Here is a 19,989-nt window from a genome sequence, read left to right on the forward strand (position 1 = left end):
TGTAGAGAGCTCAGGCCGGTGGCAGGCTGTCCAGATATCGCTGCAGGATCACGCAAGCTGCCATGGCATCATCATCGTCATTATTGCCCAGCAATTCTTGAGCCTCCATGCTGGAGCCCCGCTCATCGACCAGGTCTACTGCAACGCCATAGCGACCGTGCAGTTGGTTGGCAAAACGCCGACACCGCAGCGAAGCATACTGCTCGCCACCATCCAGGGTCAAAGGCAAACCTACCACGACGCGATCGGGCTGCCATTCCTTGAGCAAAGCCTCGATAGCCGCAAAGCGCTGTTCCCGTGTAACGGGCCGCAAAATCGTATAAGGGCGGGCCTGGCGCGTCAAGGTGTTGCCCAGCGCCACACCAATTTTTTTCAGGCCATAGTCAAAGGCCAGCAAGGTTTGCGCCGAGCTGACCATTGACGGTGTTTCGTGTTCAGGCATGGCCCGCAGCACCTGTCAGGGTAAAAGGACTGATTCCCAGCAAGGCCAGGGCGCGATCATAGCGCTCCCCAACCGGGGTAGAAAACAGGATTTCATGGGTAGCCTTGATGCTCAGCCAGGCATTGTCGGCCATCTCGCTTTCCAGCTGGCCCGCAGCCCAACCGGCATAACCCAGCGTGACCAGCATATGCACTGGCCCCTGGCCTTGGGCTACGTCCTGCAGTACGTCCCGCGAAGTAGTCAGAGTCAGATCACCTACCCCCAGACTGGAGGTATAGGTTTTATCGGAATCATGGAGAACAAAGCCGCGATCCGTTTGCACCGGTCCACCGAAGTAGACAGAAGTCGCGGCCAGATCAGCCCGGTTTTCCACATCCACCTCGATACGAGACAGGAGCTCAACCAGGCTCAGATCCGTTGGTCGATTGATAACAAGGCCCAAGGCACCTTGTTCATTATGTTCACAGACATAAATCACCGTGTCGGCCAAGCTGCCCGAAACCACACCGGGCATGGCAAGTAACAGGTGGTGCGTTAGATCTGCGCTTTCTTGGATTAGCGGGGACTGGCTAGTGGCACTCATACACACCTCCCGTCAAAACAAACCACCTTGGAACTTGAGATGATCACACTTGGATCATTTCGAAGTCTTCCTTACGAGCGCCGCATTCGGGACAGACCCAGTTCGGAGGGACGTCTTCCCAGAGTGTGCCCGGCGCAATGCCTTCCTCAGGCAAACCTGCTTCTTCATCATAAATCCAGCCGCAAATCAGGCACATCCACGTACGCATAGTATTCCTACTGTATTTGTAAACATAGTCCGATCCGCGTGCAAATCGGGGCAATCCATTAAAATGGGGTTCATATTACTAAATTACTCAACCCGTGACATCCAGAGCCTTGCCGGCCCTGCATGGGTAACCAAGACAAGATGGCTGCTGAAATCAAAAATTCAAGTCCTGCTCTGGCGCTCGTGCTGGCTCCTTATGATCCCAGCGGCGGTGCCCACCTGCCCGCCGATGCCATCACTGGCGCTCATCTGGGCTGCCATATCGTCAGCGTGCCCACCGCCTTGCTGGTGCGCGATAGCGCGCAGCAAGAAAACATTCAGACCCTGGCAGAGGACATTGCCGACGACCAGGCGCGCTGCTTGCTGGAGGACATGAACATTCAGGCCATCAAGTGCGGTCCTGTCTACAGTCCTGAAATCGCCAGCATGGTGGCCGAGCTTTGCTCCGACTACCCTGAACTGCCCTTGGTCCTGCACCTGAGCGCCATGCCCACCGGCCTGGACGAACTGGATGCGGACGATGCTCTTGATGCCAGTTTACGCCTGCTCCTGCCCCTGAGCTCCTTATTATTGATCGACCACCCCAGCCTGGAGCGCTGGCAGGCCGACGAGCTGCTGGGCGACACCCCCGATGCCGTGGAAACCTTGTTGAATAACGGAGCCAATGCCGTACTGGTCACCGGCGTCCCCGGTGCTGCCGGACAATGGCATACGCGCTTTCAGGGACATCACGGTCGTCTGGACTACAGCATGCCGCTGGATGGCGGCCTGCGTCAGCAGGACATAGACAGTTTGCTGGCTACCGCCTGCCTGAGCTTTCTGGCTCAAGGCCACGAGCTGGATAACGCGGTAGAATCAGCCTTGTTGCACCTGCAGGCACGTGCCAGTGACACCTTCCAGCCCGGTATGGGCCACCGCCTGCTCAACCCTGTTTCTCCCCAAAATGACTGACGCCACCACCCTGCGCTTTCCTGCCGGTCTATACGGCATTACTCCCGAATGGGACGACACCGCCCGCTTGTTGAACGCCGTGCGTGCCGCTCACGAAGGGGGTTTGCAGGTCTTGCAGTTCCGTCGCAAGAACGGCCCGGAACCAATCCGCCAGCAACAACTCAAAGAGTTGATCAAGCTGTGCCTGTCTTTGGATCTGCCGCTATTGGTGAACGATCACTGGAGCTGGGCGCAAGAGTTTGACGTGCAAGGCGCGCACCTGGGTAAAAGCGATGGCGAGTTGACCCAGGCCCGTCAGGCACTGGGGCCGCAAGCCCTGCTGGGACGCTCCTGCTATAACAGTCTGGATCTGGCTCGCCAGGCCCTGGCAGACGATGCAGACTACATTGCCTTTGGTGCCATGTACCCTTCCAGCGTCAAACCCGAAGCCCCCCCGGCTGAACTGAACACCTTGCGACAAGCTCGACTACTTTGCCAAGAACAAGAACACGAGGGACGGCGTGCTGCCATTGTTGCGATTGGCGGCATCACACCCGAGAAAATGCCCGAACTGCTGGAAGCAGGGGTCGATAGCGTTGCCGTTATCAGCAGCCTGTTTGAAACCAGCGATATACGCGCCACGGCGCAACGCTTTACCGACTACTTTCACGCCCAGGACTCATCGCGCTTTGTGCGCTGATCCCTTGCCTGGCCTTGACCTTTTCACATCTGGATTCTTGCCTCATGTCCCGTAACTCCGAACTTTTTGAACGTGCCTGCAAAGTCATCCCCGGCGGCGTCAACTCGCCCGTCCGTGCCTTCGGTTCCGTGGGCGGCACCCCGTGCTTTATCGAACGCGCTCAGGGCCCTTACATCTGGGATGCAGACGGCCAGCAATACACGGACTACGTGGGTTCCTGGGGACCGGCCATTCTGGGCCACTCCGATCCGGAAGTTATCAAGGCCGTACAGGAAGCCGCCGTACACGGCCTGTCCTACGGCGCGCCTACCGAAGGCGAAGTCGTGCTGGCTGAAACCCTGACCAAGATGCTGCCGTCCATCGAGCAAGTGCGTCTGGTCAGCTCCGGCACCGAAGCCACCATGAGCGCCATTCGTCTGGCCCGTGGCTTTACCGGCCGCAACACCATCATCAAGTTTGAAGGCTGTTACCACGGCCACGCTGACAGTCTGCTGGTCAAAGCCGGTTCCGGCTTGCTGACCTTTGGCAACCCCACCTCTGCAGGCGTGCCAGCCGAATTTGTCGGCCACACCCTGGTGCTGGACTACAACGATCTGGACGCCGTGCGCGATGCTTTCAAACAGAAAGGCAGCGAAATCGCCTGCATTATCGTTGAGCCTTTTGCCGGCAACATGAACCTGGTGCGCCCAGCCCCCGGCTTCCTGGAAGGCTTGCGCGAACTGTGCACCGAATACGGTGCCGTACTGATTTTTGACGAAGTCATGACCGGCTTCCGTGTTGGCCCTCAAGGCGTGCAAGGCCTGACCGGCATTCGTCCTGACCTGACCACCCTGGCCAAGGTGATTGGTGGCGGCATGCCCGTCGGTGCTTTCGGTGGCCGTCGCGACATCATGCAATGCGTCGCTCCCGTCGGTGGTGTTTACCAGGCAGGCACCCTGTCCGGTAACCCTGTTGCTGTGGCCGCGGGTCTGGCAACCTTGAAGAAACTGGCTCAACCCGGTTTCTACGACACCCTGACAGCCAACACCGCCAAGCTGATCCAGGGCTTGAAGGCCGCTGCAAAAGAAGCAGACGTACCTTTTACGGCAGACCACCAGGGCGGCTTGTTCGGTATCTACTTCAGCGAAACCGTGCCCACCTCCCTGGCCCAAGTGTCGGCTGGCGACATCGAGCGCTTCAAGCAGTTCTTCCACGCCATGCTGGACAAGGGTGTGTACTTCGCACCCTCGGCCTTTGAAGCAGGTTTTGTTTCCGTGCAGCACACCCCGGACATTACCGACGCCACTGTGCAAGCGGCACGCGAAGTTTTTGCCACCTTCAAAAACTAAAAGCGCCGGACAAAAAAAGCGGGCTATATGCCCGCTTTTTTTATGCTCTGAACAATCAGTCTTGCGCCATCTGCCGCAAGACAAAGCGCTGCAACTTCCCTGTCTCGGTACGAGGCAGGGAAGTCACGAACTCAATGGCGCGTGGATACTTGTACGGCGCTGCGTTCTCTTTCACAAAATCCTGCAGCTTCTTTTTCAGCTCATCGTTTCCGGTAAAGCCAGGCTTGAGCACAATGAAGGCCTGCACAATCTGGCCCCGTTCTTCATCGGCGGCACCTACAACGCCACACTCGGCCACAGCCTCGTGCTTGAGCAAGGTGCCTTCCACCTCAGGACCGGCAATGTTATAGCCCGAGGAAACAATCATGTCGTCGTTACGAGCCTGGTAATACAGGTAGCCGTCCTCGTCCATCTTGAAGGTGTCGCCAGGGAAGTTCCAACCGCCCTGAACAAACTGCTTCTGACGCTCGTCGTTCAGGTACTTGCAGCCTGTTGGCCCCTTTACGGCCAAACGGCCTACCGTGCCGACTGGCACCGGATTCAGATCATCGTCCAGAATCGTGGCGACATAACCGGGCACCACTTGGCCAATGGCACCAGCACGCACTTTTTCAGGTGGGCTGGACACGTACACGTGAATCATTTCCGTACCGCCAATGCCGTCCGTCATCTCGATGCCGCTGGCCTGCTTCCAAAGCTGACGCGTTGCATCTGGCAAGGCTTCGCCTGCCGACACGGTGGCACGCAAGCTGGCCAAGGAGTAACGATCCACCAAACCAGCCATCTGACGATAGAAGGTGGGTGCGGTAAAGCTCATGGTCACTTTGAAGCGATCAATCATGCCCAGCAGATCGGAAGGCGTCAGACGCTCCAGCAGGACAGTGGATGCGCCCACACGCAGCGGGAAGCACAGCAGACCGCCCAGGCCGAAGGTAAAGGCCAAAGGAGGCGTACCGCAGACCACATCATCCGGGGTCAAACGCAGTACGTGACGCGAGAAGGTATCGCACATTGCCAGCACATCACGATGGAAGTGCATGCAACCTTTGGGCTGGCCGGTCGTGCCGCTGGTGAAAGCGATCAGACAAACATCGTCAGCCGCCGTATCGCAAGCGGTGAACTCTTCGGGCTTGTCAGCCAACAAGGCTTCCAGACCCTTGGCGCTTTCATCGTTAAAGCACAGCAGTTGCTTCAGAGCAGGCGTGTAGGAATCATGCGTGGAGTCCATGCAGTGTTCCAGCTCTTCACGCAGGCGCTCGTCACACAAGGCAGCATGAATCTCGGCCTTGTCCAGAATCGTCTTCAGTTCCACCGCCCGCAACAAAGGCATGGTGGGAACCGTAACCAGACCGGCCTTGATGCTGGCCAACCAGCAGGCGGCCATCATGGGGTTATTGGGACCACGCAGCAAAACCCGGTTGCCGGGCACCAGCTTCATGTCCTCAACCAGAACATGAGCAATACGGTTGGTCAGCACGTCCAGCTGCTTGTAGGTCAGGCTGCGATTCTCATCGCCCTTTGCCCACTGCAAAGCCACGCGATCACCATGCCCCGCTGCTACCTGCTCTCCCAACAGCGCCACGGCACAATTGAGACGAGCGGGATAGTCCACATCCGGATTGCCTTCCAGCAACATCTCTGGCCACCACTCCATGGGTGGCAGATTGTCGCGTGCAAAGGTATCAAGGTGCGCTGAACGTTCCATCCTTATCTCCTGCGTAGATTACGCCCCACTCAGGCGTAGACCTTGGTCCATCAAAGGCGCCAGCCAAATTGGCAAGGTCTATATTGTTTAGTTCTAAAGGATATTAGCAAAAAAAACGCTCCAGTATCAGCAATCCCGACTACGGGTTATCCGCAGTAGCGCATCATCCTCCGCTGTTTCAAGGGGTATCCTAGACTAATCCGTCCCCCCCCTGAAGCCCTTGCCTGCGCAACGCAAAATTCAATAATGAATTTCAGGATATAAGAAATAAATCGATCTTCAGCATGCATTTTTTTCAATTAAGAAAAATTACGGCAGGCATTATTTTTGAAACAAAAAAAAGTATCAAAAAAAGCAGAAAAGTGATTAAGCGAACAGGCGATACAGAGGCAAATGCCTTATACTTCAAATAAATAATCACTTGAATTTAGCCAGCTTATCGTGTCGGATCAAAGTTAGAGTGCCGTCCGAAGATTATTCAAAGCCGTGGCCCTAAAAGTAAATAGCAGACAAGAGTTTGCATTTCCTTACCCAATGCTTTGCCTGCTTTGCCGGTGCTTTCTATCAAGTTGATTAATTTAAGCTTAAAAACGAATTTACTTTGATCTGTCGCAATGTCAAACTTCGAACCAGCCCCTAAGATACCCACCAAGCTAACCCAGCTTGCTCATGGCTGCGGTCTGCGTCCTTCAAAGCTAAACATTTTGGACATGCACCATTAAGGCAAGCTATCTATGATCATGAACGATATCCCCGCTTCCGCCGTCGCCGATGCCGCTCCCGACTTGGAAAGCCGTGCCCATAGCGACGACCACTTCGACACCCGCCTGTGGCTGCGCTTGATGGCCTGCACCAATCTGGTTGAAGGCGAAATTCGCAGTCGCCTGCGTACCGAGCACACGACCACACTGCCTCGTTTTGACCTGATGGCTCAATTGCAGCGTCAGCCCGCTGGCATGAAAATGAGCGAGCTGTCCCGTCACCTGATGGTCACCAACGGCAATATCACGGGCATTACCGATCAGCTGGAAAAAGAAGGTTTGGTCGAACGCATCAAGGTGCTCACCGATCGTCGCAGCTCCCTGATCCGCCTGACACCCAAGGGCAAGCGCCAATTCAAGAAAATGGCTGCCTCCCACGAACAGTGGCTACAGGAGATGTTTGCCAACCTGTCGGAAAAAGCACGCGTCAACCTGTTTGAAGCCCTGGGCGAACTCAAGCTGATCACTCGCAACAACGTGGCCATGGCTGCTCGCGAAAGCTAAGCGCTCCGGCGCGACCAAAGATATGCTCAGGCGGCTCAAAGCAAGTATCATTACTGCTTTGAGCCGCCTTTAACATTGTTTTTCGGATCGCGTCATGGCCGTCAATCTGTTCATCCCCTCTGAATCTGATATTCACCCTGTTGCCGGTGTCAAAATCGGTATTGCCGAAGCCGGTATTCGCAAGGCCAACCGACGCGACCTGACCGTGTTTGAATTGGCCCCCGGTACCAGCGTGGCCGGTGTATTCACCACCAACCGTTTCCGTGCTGCTCCAGTACAAGTGTGCGAAGCGCACTTGGCTACGCACGATGGCATCCGCGCCCTGGTCATCAATACCGGCAATGCCAACGCTGGCACAGGTCAGGCTGGTTTGGAAAAAGCACAGCAAACCTGCACGGAAACCGCGCGCCTGCTGAACATCCTGCCTCAGCAAGTGCTGCCCTTTTCCACCGGCGTCATTCTGGAGCCTCTGCCCATGGATCGCCTGCTGGGCGCTCTGCCTGCGGCGGTGAACGATCTGGCCGACAACAACTGGTTCAATGCTGCTCACAGCATCATGACCACCGATACGCAACCCAAAATCGTGTCTCGCCAGATCCAGTTGTCGGGTAAAACCATCACACTGACCGGCATCAGCAAGGGCGCGGGCATGATTCGCCCCAATATGGCCACCATGCTGGGTTACCTGGCTACGGACGCCGGTATTGCTCCCGAACTGCTGCGCGATATGTGTCGTCAGGCGGCAGACCGCTCTTTCAACCGCATTACGGTTGATGGCGACACCTCCACCAACGACTCCTTCATCATCATGGCAACCGGCCAAAGCGGTGTCACGGTAGAGTCGATTGCAGACCCGAACTACAACACCTTGCTGGATGCCCTGGTCGACGCCTCGCGCGAACTGGCCCAGAAAATCGTGCGTGACGCCGAAGGCGCCACCAAGTTCATGACCATTCAGGTTGATGACGCCGGCTCCAGCGAAGAAGCTCTGAAAGTGGCTTACGCCATCGCTCACTCACCTCTGGTGAAAACAGCCTTCTTTGCCTCCGACCCGAACCTGGGCCGTATTCTGTGCGCCATTGGCTACGCCGGCATTAGCGATCTGGACGTGAGCAAATTGCGTCTGTGGCTAGGTGATGTGCTGGTAGCCGTGGACGGTGGCCGCAACCCCGACTACCAGGAAGAAGATGGCCAGCGCGTCATGCAGGAAGCCGAAATTCTGGTACGTGTTTCTCTGGGCCGTGGCCAACACAGCGAAACGGTTTACACCTGCGACTTCTCGCACGAGTACGTCACTATCAACGCGGACTACCGCTCCTGATAAAAAAACCGTCTCTACCCAATCGGTGGAGACGGTTTTGACATACAGACAAGCCCGCCACTGGCGGGCTTGTTCTATTTCTTGCCCATGCCCTTGACCAGCGAGAGCACCGCCAGAATCAGGAACACGACAAACAGGATCTTGGCAATCGAAGCAGCACCAGCGGCAATGCCACCAAAACCCAGCACAGCAGCCACGATAGCTACAATAAAAAAGATTACGGCGTAGTAAAGCATACGATTCTCCTCATCATCAGTACGTACAGGGACAGCACCTTGTCTGACGGACCATCTCAACGACAGCTCATGAAATACCTACAGACAAAAAAAGGTTCCCACCCGCTAACGGTCGTACTTGTCGTAGAAGTCTTTAACCTCGCGCTCCGCCTCTTCGCGGGTACGGCCATAGCGCTCTTGCACCAGACCGGCCAATTGCGTGGCATCCCCTTTCACCTTGGCCCACTCATCATCCGTAATTTCGCCCCAGACGCTGCGGGCTTTACCAGCCAGTTGTTTCCATTTGCCTTCGATCGTGTCCTTATTCATACGCTTCCCCTTAGTAGGTCCGAAAAATAAATGACTTACGCTTCTGTGAACGCAACAGCTCTACCGTAGCGGAAGGCGAGCCACTCAAAGGCCACAGATTGAGGAGAAATGTAACAAATTAGCGATATGCCCTGTTCTGGACGAGGCAGGTCCCCTCACACGTCCTTTACGCCCCCAAGACAAGGGGCCTACCCTGCCTACCCAGTGAAAAACGAAAGGATTGGATGCAAAATACAGACAGGAGAAGGCCCAAGCCATTGACAGCAAAGCCTTTTTGTCCTATTATTTTTTGCTTGGCATTTTGCGTGTCAAGATTTTTTTATGTTAGATGGCATTACAGCGGGCTGTTATTGGCCTTTTACGCGATGCCTGTTTGACTCTTTAAGGGATTCCCTATGTACGCGGTTATAAAAACCGGCGGTAAGCAATATCGCATTACTGCTGGCCAAAAACTCAAAATAGAACAGATACCGGCAGACATTGGGCAAGAAATTTCGCTTGACCAGGTTCTGTCCGTCGGCGAAGGTGAAGCACTGCAAATCGGTGCTCCTTTCGTTGCTGGCGCTGTGGTCAAGGCTACTGTTCTTGCGCAAGGCCGTCACGACAAAATCAAGATTTTCAAAATGCGCCGTCGCAAGCACTACCGCAAAACGCAAGGCCATCGTCAAAACTACACCGAAATCCGCATCGAAGCGATCAACGCCTAAGTTGTTGCTAAAAGCGAATTTGGTATTTTCTTCATCTAGGAGCTAAAGAAATGGCACAGAAGAAAGGCGGCGGCTCTACGCGGAACGGCCGTGACTCACAGGCCAAACGTCTGGGCGTTAAAGTCTACGGCGGTCAGGTAATTTCGGCTGGCGGCATCATTGTTCGTCAGCGCGGCACTCAGTTTCACCCCGGCGTGAACGTGGGCATTGGTAAAGACCACACACTGTTCTCCCTGGTCGATGGCAAAGTTAAATTTTCCATCACTGGTGCTCTGAACAAGCGTACCGTTTCGGTCGTTGCTGGCGAATAAGCCACCCGATCAAAGCGTACTCGCTGCGAAAAAGCCCTGCCGCCCTAGGCAGGGCTTTTTTTATGCATGGCCAACCTGCCATCGCCCAAACCCGCCCACCCGGCTTAGCCAGTCTCCCTACGGCCACAGCAAGAGATTAAAAATCGGCCACTATCACGGCACATACCGGCAGATAAGCCAATCTCCTATACACTAAGCAATTGGGGTTTTTGTTTAAAATGGTCTGCTCCCAGACCAGCAGCCCATACGGTTCTGCGGCCCCTGGACCTATACAGCACTCATCACCATGAAATTCGTAGACGAAGCGACCATTGAAGTGGTCGCAGGCAAAGGTGGAAACGGCGCTGCCAGTTTCCGCCGAGAAAAATTTATTGAAAAAGGTGGCCCCAATGGCGGCGACGGTGGACGCGGTGGCAGCATTTATGCCGAGGCCGACCGTAACGTCAACACCTTGATCGACTACCGCTACGCCCGCCTGCACCGCGCTCGCAACGGCGAAAACGGCCGTGGGTCCGACCAATATGGCGCGGGTGGCGAGGACATCACCCTGCGTGTGCCCGTTGGCACCATGATTTTTGACGCAGAAACCGGCGAGCAGCTGTTTGACATGAAGCGTCATGGCGAAAAAATAACCCTGGCCCAAGGCGGCGCCGGTGGTTTGGGTAACCTGCACTTCAAATCCAGTGTGAACCGTGCCCCGCGTCAATTTACCTACGGCAAGGAAGGCGAGCATCGCAAGCTGCGTCTGGAACTGAAGGTGCTGGCTGATGTCGGTCTGCTGGGTATGCCCAACGCCGGTAAATCCACGCTGATCACCCGCATTTCCAACGCCAAGCCGCGCATTGCGGATTACCCCTTCACCACCTTGCACCCCAACCTGGGTGTGGTGCGTTCGTCCGAAGCCCACAGCTTTGTAGTGGCCGATATTCCTGGCCTGATCGAGGGCGCTTCCGAAGGTGCCGGCCTGGGACACTTGTTCCTGCGCCACCTGACCCGCACCCGTATCTTGCTGCATCTGCTGGACGTATCCAGCCTGGACCCGGACGAGGATGTTGTAGCCAAAGTGGCTGCAGAGGCCCGTGCCATTGTTGAAGAACTGCGTCTGTACAGCGAAGAGCTGTACGCCAAGCCACGCTGGCTGGTTCTGAACAAGCTGGACATGGTCTCGGACCCGGAAGACCTGAAAGCCCGCCTGCTCAAAGAGCTGAACTGGGAAGGCCCGGTCTTTGGTATCTCCGCCCTGACCGGTGTCGGTACACAGGATCTGGTCTATCAGCTGCAATCCTGGCTGGATGAAGAAAGCCGCAAAGAGCATATCGAGCAAGATATTGCCGACGGCACCCATATTTACGACGAGAGGTTTGCCCCAGACTGATCGTGCTACACAGGTCCAGGATCTAGACTCCAGGACTGAACCCCAAAATGCCCGGAAGACGCGGTTAAGCCAACCGCCCTACTCCTGGCATTTTCTCTATTTACACGCCAAGCGATGGATTTCTGAACTCGTCATGCAGCACTCTTCTCATTCTGAATCGGCCGTTGCGCAATCGCGCCGATTGGTTATTAAAGTAGGTTCCTCCCTGGTCACCAACGAGGGCAAAGGGATTGACCTGGATGCCGTAGAGCAATGGGCTACCCAGATTGCTCAACTGCATGCCCAAGGCAAGCAATTGGTGCTGGTTTCCAGCGGTGCCATTGCCGAAGGCATGGCTCGCCTGGGCTGGCCGCGCCGACCGAAGGCCATGAATGAGTTGCAAGCGGCGGCGGCCGTCGGCCAGATGGGCTTGATTCAAGCCTATGAAGTGGCTTTTGCCCGCCATGGTGTGCGCACCGCTCAGATTCTGCTGACCCATGAAGATCTGGCCGACCGCCATCGCTACCTGAATGCACGAGGCACCATCAACACCTTGCTGGACCTGGGTGTAGTCCCCATCGTGAACGAGAACGACACGGTGGTCACGGATGAAATCCGCGTGGGCGACAACGATACATTGGGCGCACTGGTCACCAATCTGATCGAAGCCGAAACCCTGATTATCCTGACCGACCAGGCTGGCCTTTACAGTGCCGACCCGCGCAGCAATCCTGATGCGCAGTTCATCTCGCTGGGACAGGCGGGCGATCCGACGCTGGAAGCCATGGCAGGCGGCTCGGGCAGCAATATCGGCACCGGCGGCATGATCACCAAAATCCTGGCCGCCAAACGCGCTGCGCAAAGCGGTGGCCACACCATTATTGCCTCTGGCCGCGAACAGCAAGTCCTGTCCCGCCTGGCGCAAGGTGAGCGCATCGGCACCGAGCTGCGCGCCACCTTGCCCGTACGCTCGGCCCGCCAACGCTGGCTGGTCGACCAGTTGCGTGTGCGTGGTCGCGTATCGCTGGACGAAGGCGCTGTACGTGCGCTGGTAGACGGTCACAAGAGCCTGCTGCCCGTCGGTGTCACCCATGTAGAAGGCGAATTTGACCGTGGCGATGTCGTTGCCTGCGTGGATAAGCACGGCGTGGAATACGCCCGTGGTCTGATCAACTACTCCTCGGACGACACCCGCCGCATCATGGGCCAACCCAGCCACCTGATCAATGAATTGCTGGGCAGCGAACACGATACAGAGCTGATACACCGTAACAATATGGTGTTCCCACGCAGTGCACCGGATCAGGACTAATCCTTGACCCCTACCCTGCCCGCCTGTTGAAATAGACGGATAAAACGTATCGAATTGCGACAGTGCGCGCGGTTTTTGCGCGCCTGATTGCAACACTTTCCCTTTCGGGCGATGCGCCCAAGGAACCGTATGAAGATCCTCGTGCTAGGTGCTGGCGTAGAAGGCGTAACCAGCGCTTATTATCTTGCCCGCCAAGGACACAGCGTAACGGTCATCGACCGCATGGCTGGGCCCGCTCTGGAAACCAGTTTTGCCAATGCCGGTCAGTTGTCCTTTGGCTATGCCTGCCCTTGGGCTGCGCCGGGTATCCCGCGCAAAGCCATCAAGTGGATGTTCGACGAGCATCCGGCCCTGACGATTCGCCCGGATGGCACGCTGACACAAATCAAGTGGCTACTGGCCATGTGGCGCAACTGCACAGCAGACCGCTACGCCATCAATAAAGAACGCATGGTGCGTCTGGCTGAATACAGCCGCCACTGCATGGCCGAGCTGCGCGCCCAGACCGACATTCAATTCGAGCACCGTGCCCAAGGCACCTTGCAGCTTTTCCGTACGCAAAAGCAGCTGGACGGCATTGCTGCCGACATCGAGGTCCTGAAAGAAGCTGGCGTGCCTTACGAGCTGCTGTCCGCCTCCGAATTGCACACGATTGAGCCGGCTCTGCGCCACGTAGAGCACAAACTAAGCGGTGGCCTGCGCTTCCCGGAAGATGAAACCGGCGACTGCCAGATGTTCACCCGCCGCCTTAGCGAATTGGCCGAGAAGGAAGGCGTGGAATTCCGCTGGAACCAGAACATTCAGCGCATTCACAGCAACGGCACGCAGATCAGCGGCGTCCAAAGCTCCGATGGCCTGTTGACTGCCGATGCCTACGTGGTGGCCTTGGGCTCCTGGTCTACGGGTTTGATGAAAGACCTGCAGGCCATCCCGGTCTACCCGTTGAAGGGCTACTCCATTACCGCCACAATTGCGGATGCCTCGCGTGCGCCTCAGTCCACTTTGCTGGATGAAAGCTACAAGACCGCCCTGACCCGCTTTGATAATCGCATTCGCGTGGGCGGCATGGCCGAGGTCGTCGGCTTTAACAAGCGCCTGAATCCCCGCCGTGAACAGACCTTGCTGATGGTCCTGAATGATCTGTTCCCCGGCAGCTACCAAAGCGATGCAGATCTGCATTTCTGGACCGGCCTGCGTCCCAAGACGCCGGACAGCACCCCAATTGTGGGGCGTAGCCGCTACTCCAATCTGTTCCTGAACACCGGCCACGGTACGCTGGGATGGACCTTGGCTACCGGCAGTGCACAATTGCTGGCTGATCTGATCAGCAACAAGGAGCCTGCCATCCGTGCAGACGACTTGTCGGTGCAGCGCTACTACTAAGCCCTGCCCCCCACAGCATGAACAAAGGCTCTGCCGGTATAACCGACAGGGCCTTTTTCAACTGCCCTGCCCTGATGACATCCTGACTAGGCCAGCAACTGGCAATTAGCAGCGAACATATAGCCCCAGTTATGAATCGAGCGGATAGGCAGAACCGTGCCTCCCTGGTTGAATTTGCGTCTCATACGGCTGACCAGAACGCCCAGGCGGTTGATATGCGAAGCACCGGGTGGATTGCTGATTACATCCGTTTTACTAGCCACAGCCCGCATCAACTCGTAATGACTGGCCCGGCGATCCTCTTCGCGCAGCAAGCGGACGATGAAGGCGCGCTCCGTGCTGGTCAGGCTAAACGAGATCCCGACAGGCGATATCAAGGCCCAGCCCTCCTGATCCAGCACCCACTCCTGGGGCTGAGACGGTTCAGGAATGATGGGCATCTGCATCATGCGCCGCTGCAAGCTGTGCAAACTGGCTGCCAGCAACTCCAAAGACGCATCCCTGGGGCAAAACTGATCTCCGCCGCTATGCAAGGCTTGCAGCATGGCCGAGTCCGTCGCATCAGACTGCATCAGGATTCCAATTTGCGGACACAGCATACGTAAGCGCACGGCCGCCGAGCAGATTTCCGCCAAGGCCCCGCCCAACCAGGCAATACATATCGAACCGGCGTAACGGCCCCGCGTTTGGGCCAACTGCAGCAAAGCCGTCGCATCCGGACAAAAAATAAGACGATAACCACGTTCTGCCAGAGCCTGAATTTGTTGTTCTAGTAAGTTTCGATCAGGGATAGACGTGGCCAGGTACAGAACAACAGGACCGCCAGCAATTTCATTTGCAACCGACATAGTTGATACCTTAACTATAATGACATCTGATGACTATGCCGGACAGTATAAATCACGACTGTGATTTTTAATTAAAACCATCGTGTTTGGCTTTACATCAACAATCTGTTGTGTGAAACATTTCTCCGAACGCCTTCGCCACGCACGTCAACATCGCGGTCTTTCTCAGGCAGATTTGGCACGTCTATGCGGATTGACCCAGAGCGCCATCTCCAATTATGAAAATGGCACTCGTCGGGATGCACGTGAAATTCTGGAGTTGAGCAGAGCCTTGAATGTCAGCGCTTTGTGGTTGCGCAAGGGTATCGGCACGATGGAGTTCACGCAGGACAGCTACACATTGTCCGAACCCCTGGATGGTCCTCCCATTGTTACCTGGCCTTTCCGTCTGTTTTCCGTCGATGAAGTGGTTGCTTTGGCAGATGGCGAACGTGATTTGCTCGATCGCACTTTGCGTCATTTACTGGACGGCATGAAAAAACGCTAGGCACCGTACGTTCTACCCGCCTATACCGCCTGCCTTGTTAAACACCCCTGACATTCAAGCTTTAAGCACAGGCTTGAACCCGACAAATCTGGTGCTGCTCCCATCTTAAGCTTCTCTTCGTTTCATTCAGCCGGTTAAGCCAGACATTTTTATCACATACGACATCTTTACTCAAAACCATCGTGCAGGGCGTTCCATGAACAATCTGTACTGTGAAACACTTCTCTGATCGCCTCCGCCACGCCCGCCTGCAACGCGGCTTTTCTCAAGCCGAGCTGGCTCGTCTGTGCAACCTCAGTCAAAGCGCCATCTCCAATTACGAGAGTGGTACGCGGCGTGACGCGCGCGAAATTCTGGATCTGGCCAAAGCCCTGAATATCAGTGCTCAATGGCTGAAAAACGGGCTGGGCAATATGGAGCTGAGTGCAGCCCATGCTACCACCTTGCAAGACTCCGGCGAAGGCCCACCGATTGTGACCTGGCCCTTCAACCGCTTTTCCGTGGACGAGATTGTGGCTTTGCCACCCAAAGAGCGTGACCACCTGGATCAAACCATCCGTCATCTGCTCAACGGTATGAAAAGAAAATAAGCCTTATACGTCCACAAGCAGCTCCAAGATACCTATACTTGTCAGCACGCAGGGGTACTCGCCATTTGGCGGGTTGAGATAAACCCTCGTACCAGTACGGATAATGCCGATGCTGGGAGCGTGTGCCACAGGTGCAATGCCTGCACGGCACTTCTTCCTATATCGGCTCCACCATTTCTTTGGAGCTGCAATGACAAGCAAAACCCCTTCTTTTACGGCCACAGCGGCCAGCGTAGACCCGGCTGCGATCCAGCCCTTACCCAACTCCCGAAAAATCTACCAAACCGGCTCACGGCCTGATCTGCGTGTGCCTTTTCGGGAAATCTCCCTGGCTGATACGCCCAGCCACTTCGGCGCCGAGCCGAATCCTCCCTTAAGCGTTTATGACACCAGTGGTCCTTACACGGACCCCTCGGTACAGATCGATATTCGCAAAGGCCTGCCACCGCTACGCCAAGCCTGGATCAGCGAGCGCAAGGACACCGAGTTGATGGCGGGGCTCAATAGCCAGTACGGTCAGGCCCGCCAGGCCGATCCGGAGCTGGATACTTTACGCTTCGAGTTGAAGCGCCAGCCACGACGCAGTATTTCGGGCGCTAATGTCACGCAAATGCATTACGCAAGGCGCGGCATCATCACTCCCGAAATGGAGTTTGTGGCGATTCGGGAAAATCTGCGACGTGAGCAATACATTGAAAGCTTGCGCGCCAGCGGTCCGCAAGGTGAAGAGATGGCTCGTCGCCTGACCAAGGTACACCCTGGTCAAGGTTTCGGTGCCAGCTTGCCCACCACGGTCACCCCCGAGTTTGTTCGTGATGAGATTGCGCGTGGCCGAGCCATTTTGCCCGCCAATATCAACCACCCGGAAACCGAGCCCATGATTATTGGCCGCAACTTCCTGGTGAAGATCAACGCCAATATCGGTAACTCCGCCCTGGGCTCCACCATTGGCGAAGAGGTCGAAAAAATGACCTGGGCGATTCGCTGGGGTGCGGACACCATCATGGATTTGTCCACGGGCAAGAATATCCATGAGACGCGCGAATGGATTATTCGCAACTCGCCGGTTCCTGTCGGTACGGTGCCTATTTACCAGGCCCTGGAAAAGGTCGGCGGCATTGCCGAAGATCTGACCTGGGATATTTTCCGCGACACCTTGATTGAGCAGGCCGAGCAAGGCGTGGACTATTTCACCATTCATGCCGGTGTGCGTTTGCCCTTTATTCCCATGACGGCCAGCCGCATGACAGGCATTGTTTCGCGCGGTGGTTCCATCATGGCAAAGTGGTGTCTGGCGCATCACCGCGAAAGCTTCCTGTACGAGCATTTCGAGGACATCTGCGAGATCATGAAGCAGTACGACGTGGCTTTCTCGCTAGGCGATGGCTTGCGTCCCGGCTCGGGCTATGACGCTAATGATCAGGCACAATTCGCGGAACTGCGTACCCTGGGCGAGTTGACCCAGGTAGCGTGGAAGCATGATGTTCAAGTCATGATTGAAGGTCCTGGTCATGTGCCTTTGCATTTGATTCCAGAGAACATGCAGTTGCAGCTGGAGCACTGTCATGAGGCCCCCTTCTACACCTTGGGGCCTTTGGCAACGGACATTGCGCCGGGCTACGATCACATCACTTCCGGTTTGGGTGCAGCGATGATTGCCTGGCAAGGTACGGCGATGCTGTGCTATGTGACGCCCAAGGAGCATCTGGGCTTGCCGAACAAGAAGGACGTGAAGGACGGCATCATCACGTACAAGATCGCAGCACATGCCGCGGACTTGGCCAAGGGACATCCTTCGGCGGCATTCCGGGATAATGCCTTGTCCAAGGCGCGCTTTGAATTCCGCTGGGATGATCAATTCAATCTGGGTCTGGACCCGGATACAGCGCGTGAGTTCCACGACGAGACTTTGCCGAAAGACTCGATGAAAGTGGCGCACTTCTGCTCCATGTGTGGCCCCAAGTTCTGCAGCATGAAGATTTCGCAGGATGTACGGGACTATGCCAAGGCTAACGGTCTGGATGAGCAGTCCGCTGTGGATCAGGGGATGAAGGAGATGTCAGTGCAATTTGTTCAGCAAGGCAGCAAGCTGTATCAGGAGGCTTGATGCTGTGTTGAATACGGGCCGGGTGTGAACATGATCTTTGTTTGATCAGGCCTTGATGGGTTAAAGCCCTGGGTGGATTCTTTCTGCCTGGGGCTTTTTCTTTTTGGGGGCTTCGTCATTTCATTTATTGGAAAGCGAGGTTTAACAGTCAGAAGAGATCGTTGCTGAAGACGCCAGTTAAGCCTAGCTTCAGGGTGTCCGGGCTGAGGGTTTGCCGGTGCTGCGCACCGGTGCCCTTGTCAGGAGATAGCTACGGGCGCATCCTGAACTCGCCGGGTACTTGGTCCCCCGGACCAAGTACAAGCGTCCGGCTCAAACAGCAGGATGCTTGCACCCCTACGCTATCTCCCGACCGCGGCAAACCCTCTGAACCGCCCGGACACCCTGAAGCTAGGCTCAACTGGCTCACAATCGTTTTTTCTGGACGGTTCAAACTGCATCCTTGAATGGCGTGTGGCACTTTCTGGTCTGCGTCGAATCTCTGACCTCTGACCTCTGACCGACCTATCACCCATCACCTATCACCTATCACCTGAGACCTTTCACCTCCGACCCCTCTCCTCAGACGTCAAACCTCAGACCCAAGATCCGAAATCCCAAATCTCAGACCCAGACCCAGACCCAGACCCAGACCCTCAATACATGATTGCTTGAATAGCCACGGTATGAGCCCTTGGGGGCGGTGGGGACCCGGAGGGGCGATTCAGAGTACTTGCCGCAGGCGGGGGCATCATCCGGGGTGCAAGCACTCTGCTGTTTGAGCGGGGCGCTTGTGGTTCGTCCGGGGGACGAACCACCCCGCGAGTTCAGAGTGCGCCCGGATGATGTCCTCGACAAGGGGACCGGTGCGCAGCACCGGCAAGTGCTCAAGCCCCTCCGGGTCCCCACCGCCCCCAAGGGCGTGCTCACTACCTGGTTCTACTCAATAATCAGCGCTGACTCCCAAGCAACGGTAACGCCCTCAACGACAACTGATAACCGTCAATTGCCAGCTCACGGCTAACAACAGACAACAGACAACAGACAACAGACAACAGACAACAGACAACAAGCAAAGAATACCGCCCTCAAACCGCGTCACTCCTCCCCGATCGAACACAAAAAAGCCCGGTTAAAAAACCGGGCCTTTTGTCAGCACGCCCTAAGGCGGCAAGCAGAGACTTACTTCTGCGGAGCGTACAAATACAACTCCACGCGGCGGTTCATGGCACGGCCTTCAGCCGTCGCATTATCGCCAATAGGAGCATTCGGGCCACGACCTTCAACCATCAAACGACCTTGTCCCACACCTTGCTGCGTCAGGTAATTCGTGACAGCGCTTGCGCGGTTAACCGACAAAGTTTGATTGGTCTGTGCCGACCCGGTGCTATCGGTATGACCGACAGCCTTGGCACGCAACTCTGGATGCTGATTCATGGCGCGAGCCACACTATCCAGAACAGGCAGCAAAGCAGGCTTTAACTGATAATGGCCGGTATCAAACGACACACTGCTAGGAATATTGACCCGCAAGCTGCCATCGGGCATTTCGGTCACATCCACACCCAGGCCAGTTGCGCCAGACTGCTGAACATCCTTTTTAATGCCAGACCAGTTGTACGCTGCAATACCACCAGCCAGTGCACCGATACCTGCACCAATCATGGCGGCCTTGCTGCTATCACCAATCAAAGCCCCAAGACCAGCCCCCACAGCAGCGCCGCCACCCGCACCCACTGCGGTACGACCACCTGTGCTCATATTGTCCATCGTGCCGCAAGCGGCCAAAAGGGAAAGAGCACCAGCACATGCTGCTAATTTTGCAGAACGAATGGAAATTGTCATTATTGGCTCCGTAATCTCAAATTAAGTACCAGGACCACTT

21 protein-coding genes are annotated in these 19,989 nt (G+C 56.0%); 13 read left to right on the forward strand and 8 right to left on the reverse strand.

The genetic code is table 11. The features are described from left to right. Positions 1-10: 10 nt before the first annotated feature. From ruvX to NBV64_RS16015, 3 genes are all read right to left on the reverse strand, one after another. Positions 11-418: a Holliday junction resolvase RuvX gene (gene ruvX, locus NBV64_RS16005; RefSeq protein ID WP_009460586.1), complete on the reverse strand. Its 408-nt coding sequence runs from the start codon at positions 416-418 to the stop codon at positions 11-13. 16 nt (positions 419-434) lie between these two features. Further along, positions 435-956 (reverse strand): YqgE/AlgH family protein, encoded by a 522-nt coding sequence (locus NBV64_RS16010; RefSeq protein ID WP_009460584.1) that lies wholly within the window; start codon positions 954-956, stop codon positions 435-437. 112 nt (positions 957-1,068) lie between these two features. Continuing rightward, a complete protein-coding gene (locus NBV64_RS16015) occupies positions 1,069-1,233 on the reverse strand; it encodes a rubredoxin (RefSeq protein WP_009460582.1) in 165 nt (54 codons plus the stop codon). Positions 1,234-1,355: 122 nt separating this feature from the next. On the opposite strand from NBV64_RS16015, the gene thiD reads away from it, so the two are divergent. The 3 genes from thiD to hemL are packed head-to-tail and all read left to right on the forward strand — an operon-like array spanning position 1,356 to position 4,190. Continuing rightward, entirely contained in the window at positions 1,356-2,183 is an 828-nt protein-coding gene (thiD, locus tag NBV64_RS16020) for a bifunctional hydroxymethylpyrimidine kinase/phosphomethylpyrimidine kinase (RefSeq protein WP_250756134.1), read from the forward strand. Beyond that, on the forward strand, positions 2,176-2,862 hold the full coding sequence (thiE, locus tag NBV64_RS16025) for a thiamine phosphate synthase (RefSeq protein ID WP_207872215.1): 687 nt from the start codon (positions 2,176-2,178) through the stop codon (positions 2,860-2,862). Before thiD ends, thiE begins: the two co-directional genes overlap by 8 nt. A 44-nt stretch (positions 2,863-2,906) precedes the next feature. Beyond that, positions 2,907-4,190: a glutamate-1-semialdehyde 2,1-aminomutase gene (gene hemL / locus NBV64_RS16030; RefSeq protein ID WP_250756135.1), complete on the forward strand. Its 1,284-nt coding sequence runs from the start codon at positions 2,907-2,909 to the stop codon at positions 4,188-4,190. Between the two features lie 55 nt (positions 4,191-4,245). Here the strand turns inward: hemL and NBV64_RS16035 are convergent, their stop codons facing one another. Then, the gene (locus NBV64_RS16035; protein WP_250756136.1) at positions 4,246-5,895 is read right to left on the reverse strand and encodes an AMP-binding protein; all 1,650 of its coding nucleotides are present in this window, start codon (positions 5,893-5,895) and stop codon (positions 4,246-4,248) included. A gap of 734 nt (positions 5,896-6,629) precedes the next feature. Between NBV64_RS16035 and NBV64_RS16040 the strand changes: the two genes are divergently transcribed. Together NBV64_RS16040 and argJ are read left to right on the forward strand one after the other, a co-directional pair. Continuing rightward, positions 6,630-7,160, forward strand: coding sequence for a MarR family winged helix-turn-helix transcriptional regulator (locus NBV64_RS16040; protein WP_009460574.1), 531 nt, complete (start codon positions 6,630-6,632; stop codon positions 7,158-7,160). 94 nt (positions 7,161-7,254) lie between these two features. Next, a complete protein-coding gene (gene argJ / locus NBV64_RS16045; protein ID WP_009460572.1) occupies positions 7,255-8,481 on the forward strand; it encodes a bifunctional glutamate N-acetyltransferase/amino-acid acetyltransferase ArgJ in 1,227 nt (408 codons plus the stop codon). Between the two features lie 74 nt (positions 8,482-8,555). Here the strand turns inward: argJ and NBV64_RS16050 are convergent, their stop codons facing one another. Both NBV64_RS16050 and NBV64_RS16055 read right to left on the reverse strand, forming a co-directional pair. Continuing rightward, positions 8,556-8,717, reverse strand: a complete 162-nt coding sequence (locus tag NBV64_RS16050) for a DUF1328 domain-containing protein (protein ID WP_009460570.1) — start codon at positions 8,715-8,717, stop codon at positions 8,556-8,558. 105 nt (positions 8,718-8,822) lie between these two features. Then, positions 8,823-9,026, reverse strand: coding sequence for a CsbD family protein (locus tag NBV64_RS16055; RefSeq protein WP_009460568.1), 204 nt, complete (start codon positions 9,024-9,026; stop codon positions 8,823-8,825). Positions 9,027-9,421: 395 nt separating this feature from the next. Here NBV64_RS16055 and rplU point away from each other — a divergent pair, with 395 nt between their 5' ends. The 5 genes from rplU (at position 9,422) to NBV64_RS16080 (ending at position 14,093) form a co-directional block, all read left to right on the forward strand. Further along, entirely contained in the window at positions 9,422-9,733 is a 312-nt protein-coding gene (gene rplU / locus NBV64_RS16060) for a 50S ribosomal protein L21 (RefSeq protein ID WP_003801901.1), read from the forward strand. Between the two features lie 50 nt (positions 9,734-9,783). Next, entirely contained in the window at positions 9,784-10,044 is a 261-nt protein-coding gene (gene rpmA / locus NBV64_RS16065) for a 50S ribosomal protein L27 (protein ID WP_009460566.1), read from the forward strand. Between the two features lie 286 nt (positions 10,045-10,330). Continuing rightward, a complete protein-coding gene (gene obgE / locus NBV64_RS16070) occupies positions 10,331-11,419 on the forward strand; it encodes a GTPase ObgE (RefSeq protein WP_009460564.1) in 1,089 nt (362 codons plus the stop codon). Positions 11,420-11,552: 133 nt separating this feature from the next. After that, positions 11,553-12,710: a glutamate 5-kinase gene (proB, locus tag NBV64_RS16075; RefSeq protein WP_026484420.1), complete on the forward strand. Its 1,158-nt coding sequence runs from the start codon at positions 11,553-11,555 to the stop codon at positions 12,708-12,710. 129 nt (positions 12,711-12,839) lie between these two features. After that, positions 12,840-14,093, forward strand: coding sequence for a D-amino acid dehydrogenase (locus tag NBV64_RS16080; RefSeq protein WP_250756137.1), 1,254 nt, complete (start codon positions 12,840-12,842; stop codon positions 14,091-14,093). Positions 14,094-14,179: 86 nt separating this feature from the next. Here the strand turns inward: NBV64_RS16080 and NBV64_RS16085 are convergent, their stop codons facing one another. Beyond that, positions 14,180-14,941, reverse strand: coding sequence for a helix-turn-helix domain-containing protein (locus NBV64_RS16085; protein WP_009460558.1), 762 nt, complete (start codon positions 14,939-14,941; stop codon positions 14,180-14,182). 112 nt (positions 14,942-15,053) lie between these two features. Here NBV64_RS16085 and NBV64_RS16090 point away from each other — a divergent pair, with 112 nt between their 5' ends. The 3 genes from NBV64_RS16090 to thiC all read left to right on the forward strand — a co-directional run bounded on the left by NBV64_RS16090 (position 15,054) and on the right by thiC (position 18,125). Beyond that, entirely contained in the window at positions 15,054-15,428 is a 375-nt protein-coding gene (locus NBV64_RS16090) for a helix-turn-helix domain-containing protein (RefSeq protein ID WP_022983603.1), read from the forward strand. Between the two features lie 212 nt (positions 15,429-15,640). Then, complete coding sequence (locus NBV64_RS16095) at positions 15,641-16,018, forward strand: helix-turn-helix domain-containing protein (RefSeq protein ID WP_022983604.1); 378 nt, start codon at positions 15,641-15,643, stop codon at positions 16,016-16,018. A gap of 190 nt (positions 16,019-16,208) precedes the next feature. After that, positions 16,209-18,125, forward strand: a complete 1,917-nt coding sequence (gene thiC / locus NBV64_RS16100) for a phosphomethylpyrimidine synthase ThiC (protein ID WP_009460552.1) — start codon at positions 16,209-16,211, stop codon at positions 18,123-18,125. Positions 18,126-19,286: 1,161 nt separating this feature from the next. Here the strand turns inward: thiC and NBV64_RS16105 are convergent. Further along, the gene (locus NBV64_RS16105) at positions 19,287-19,949 is read right to left on the reverse strand and encodes a YiaD family glycine zipper/OmpA-like lipoprotein (RefSeq protein ID WP_026484424.1); all 663 of its coding nucleotides are present in this window, start codon (positions 19,947-19,949) and stop codon (positions 19,287-19,289) included. Between the last annotated feature and the right edge of the window lie 40 nt (positions 19,950-19,989).

The sequence above is a fragment of the Alcaligenes sp. DN25 genome, assembly GCF_023674485.1.
Taxonomy (GTDB): domain Bacteria; phylum Pseudomonadota; class Gammaproteobacteria; order Burkholderiales; family Burkholderiaceae_B; genus Alcaligenes; species Alcaligenes phenolicus.

Excerpts from the sequence above, each read along its gene's own strand:
- ruvX (WP_009460586.1), bottom strand. The coding sequence starts at position 418 with ATGGTCAGCTCGGCGCAAACCTTGCTGGCCTTTGACTATGGCCTGAAA.
- NBV64_RS16010 (WP_009460584.1), bottom strand. The coding sequence starts at position 956 with ATGCCCGGTGTGGTTTCGGGCAGCTTGGCCGACACGGTGATTTATGTC.
- NBV64_RS16015 (WP_009460582.1), bottom strand. The coding sequence starts at position 1,233 with ATGCGTACGTGGATGTGCCTGATTTGCGGCTGGATTTATGATGAAGAA.
- thiD (WP_250756134.1), top strand. The coding sequence starts at position 1,356 with ATGGGTAACCAAGACAAGATGGCTGCTGAAATCAAAAATTCAAGTCCT.
- thiE (WP_207872215.1), top strand. The coding sequence starts at position 2,176 with ATGACTGACGCCACCACCCTGCGCTTTCCTGCCGGTCTATACGGCATT.
- hemL (WP_250756135.1), top strand. The coding sequence starts at position 2,907 with ATGTCCCGTAACTCCGAACTTTTTGAACGTGCCTGCAAAGTCATCCCC.
- NBV64_RS16035 (WP_250756136.1), bottom strand. The coding sequence starts at position 5,895 with ATGGAACGTTCAGCGCACCTTGATACCTTTGCACGCGACAATCTGCCA.
- NBV64_RS16040 (WP_009460574.1), top strand. The coding sequence starts at position 6,630 with ATGATCATGAACGATATCCCCGCTTCCGCCGTCGCCGATGCCGCTCCC.
- argJ (WP_009460572.1), top strand. The coding sequence starts at position 7,255 with ATGGCCGTCAATCTGTTCATCCCCTCTGAATCTGATATTCACCCTGTT.
- NBV64_RS16050 (WP_009460570.1), bottom strand. The coding sequence starts at position 8,717 with ATGCTTTACTACGCCGTAATCTTTTTTATTGTAGCTATCGTGGCTGCT.
- NBV64_RS16055 (WP_009460568.1), bottom strand. The coding sequence starts at position 9,026 with ATGAATAAGGACACGATCGAAGGCAAATGGAAACAACTGGCTGGTAAA.
- rplU (WP_003801901.1), top strand. The coding sequence starts at position 9,422 with ATGTACGCGGTTATAAAAACCGGCGGTAAGCAATATCGCATTACTGCT.
- rpmA (WP_009460566.1), top strand. The coding sequence starts at position 9,784 with ATGGCACAGAAGAAAGGCGGCGGCTCTACGCGGAACGGCCGTGACTCA.
- obgE (WP_009460564.1), top strand. The coding sequence starts at position 10,331 with ATGAAATTCGTAGACGAAGCGACCATTGAAGTGGTCGCAGGCAAAGGT.
- proB (WP_026484420.1), top strand. The coding sequence starts at position 11,553 with ATGCAGCACTCTTCTCATTCTGAATCGGCCGTTGCGCAATCGCGCCGA.
- NBV64_RS16080 (WP_250756137.1), top strand. The coding sequence starts at position 12,840 with ATGAAGATCCTCGTGCTAGGTGCTGGCGTAGAAGGCGTAACCAGCGCT.
- NBV64_RS16085 (WP_009460558.1), bottom strand. The coding sequence starts at position 14,941 with ATGTCGGTTGCAAATGAAATTGCTGGCGGTCCTGTTGTTCTGTACCTG.
- thiC (WP_009460552.1), top strand. The coding sequence starts at position 16,209 with ATGACAAGCAAAACCCCTTCTTTTACGGCCACAGCGGCCAGCGTAGAC.
- NBV64_RS16105 (WP_026484424.1), bottom strand. The coding sequence starts at position 19,949 with ATGACAATTTCCATTCGTTCTGCAAAATTAGCAGCATGTGCTGGTGCT.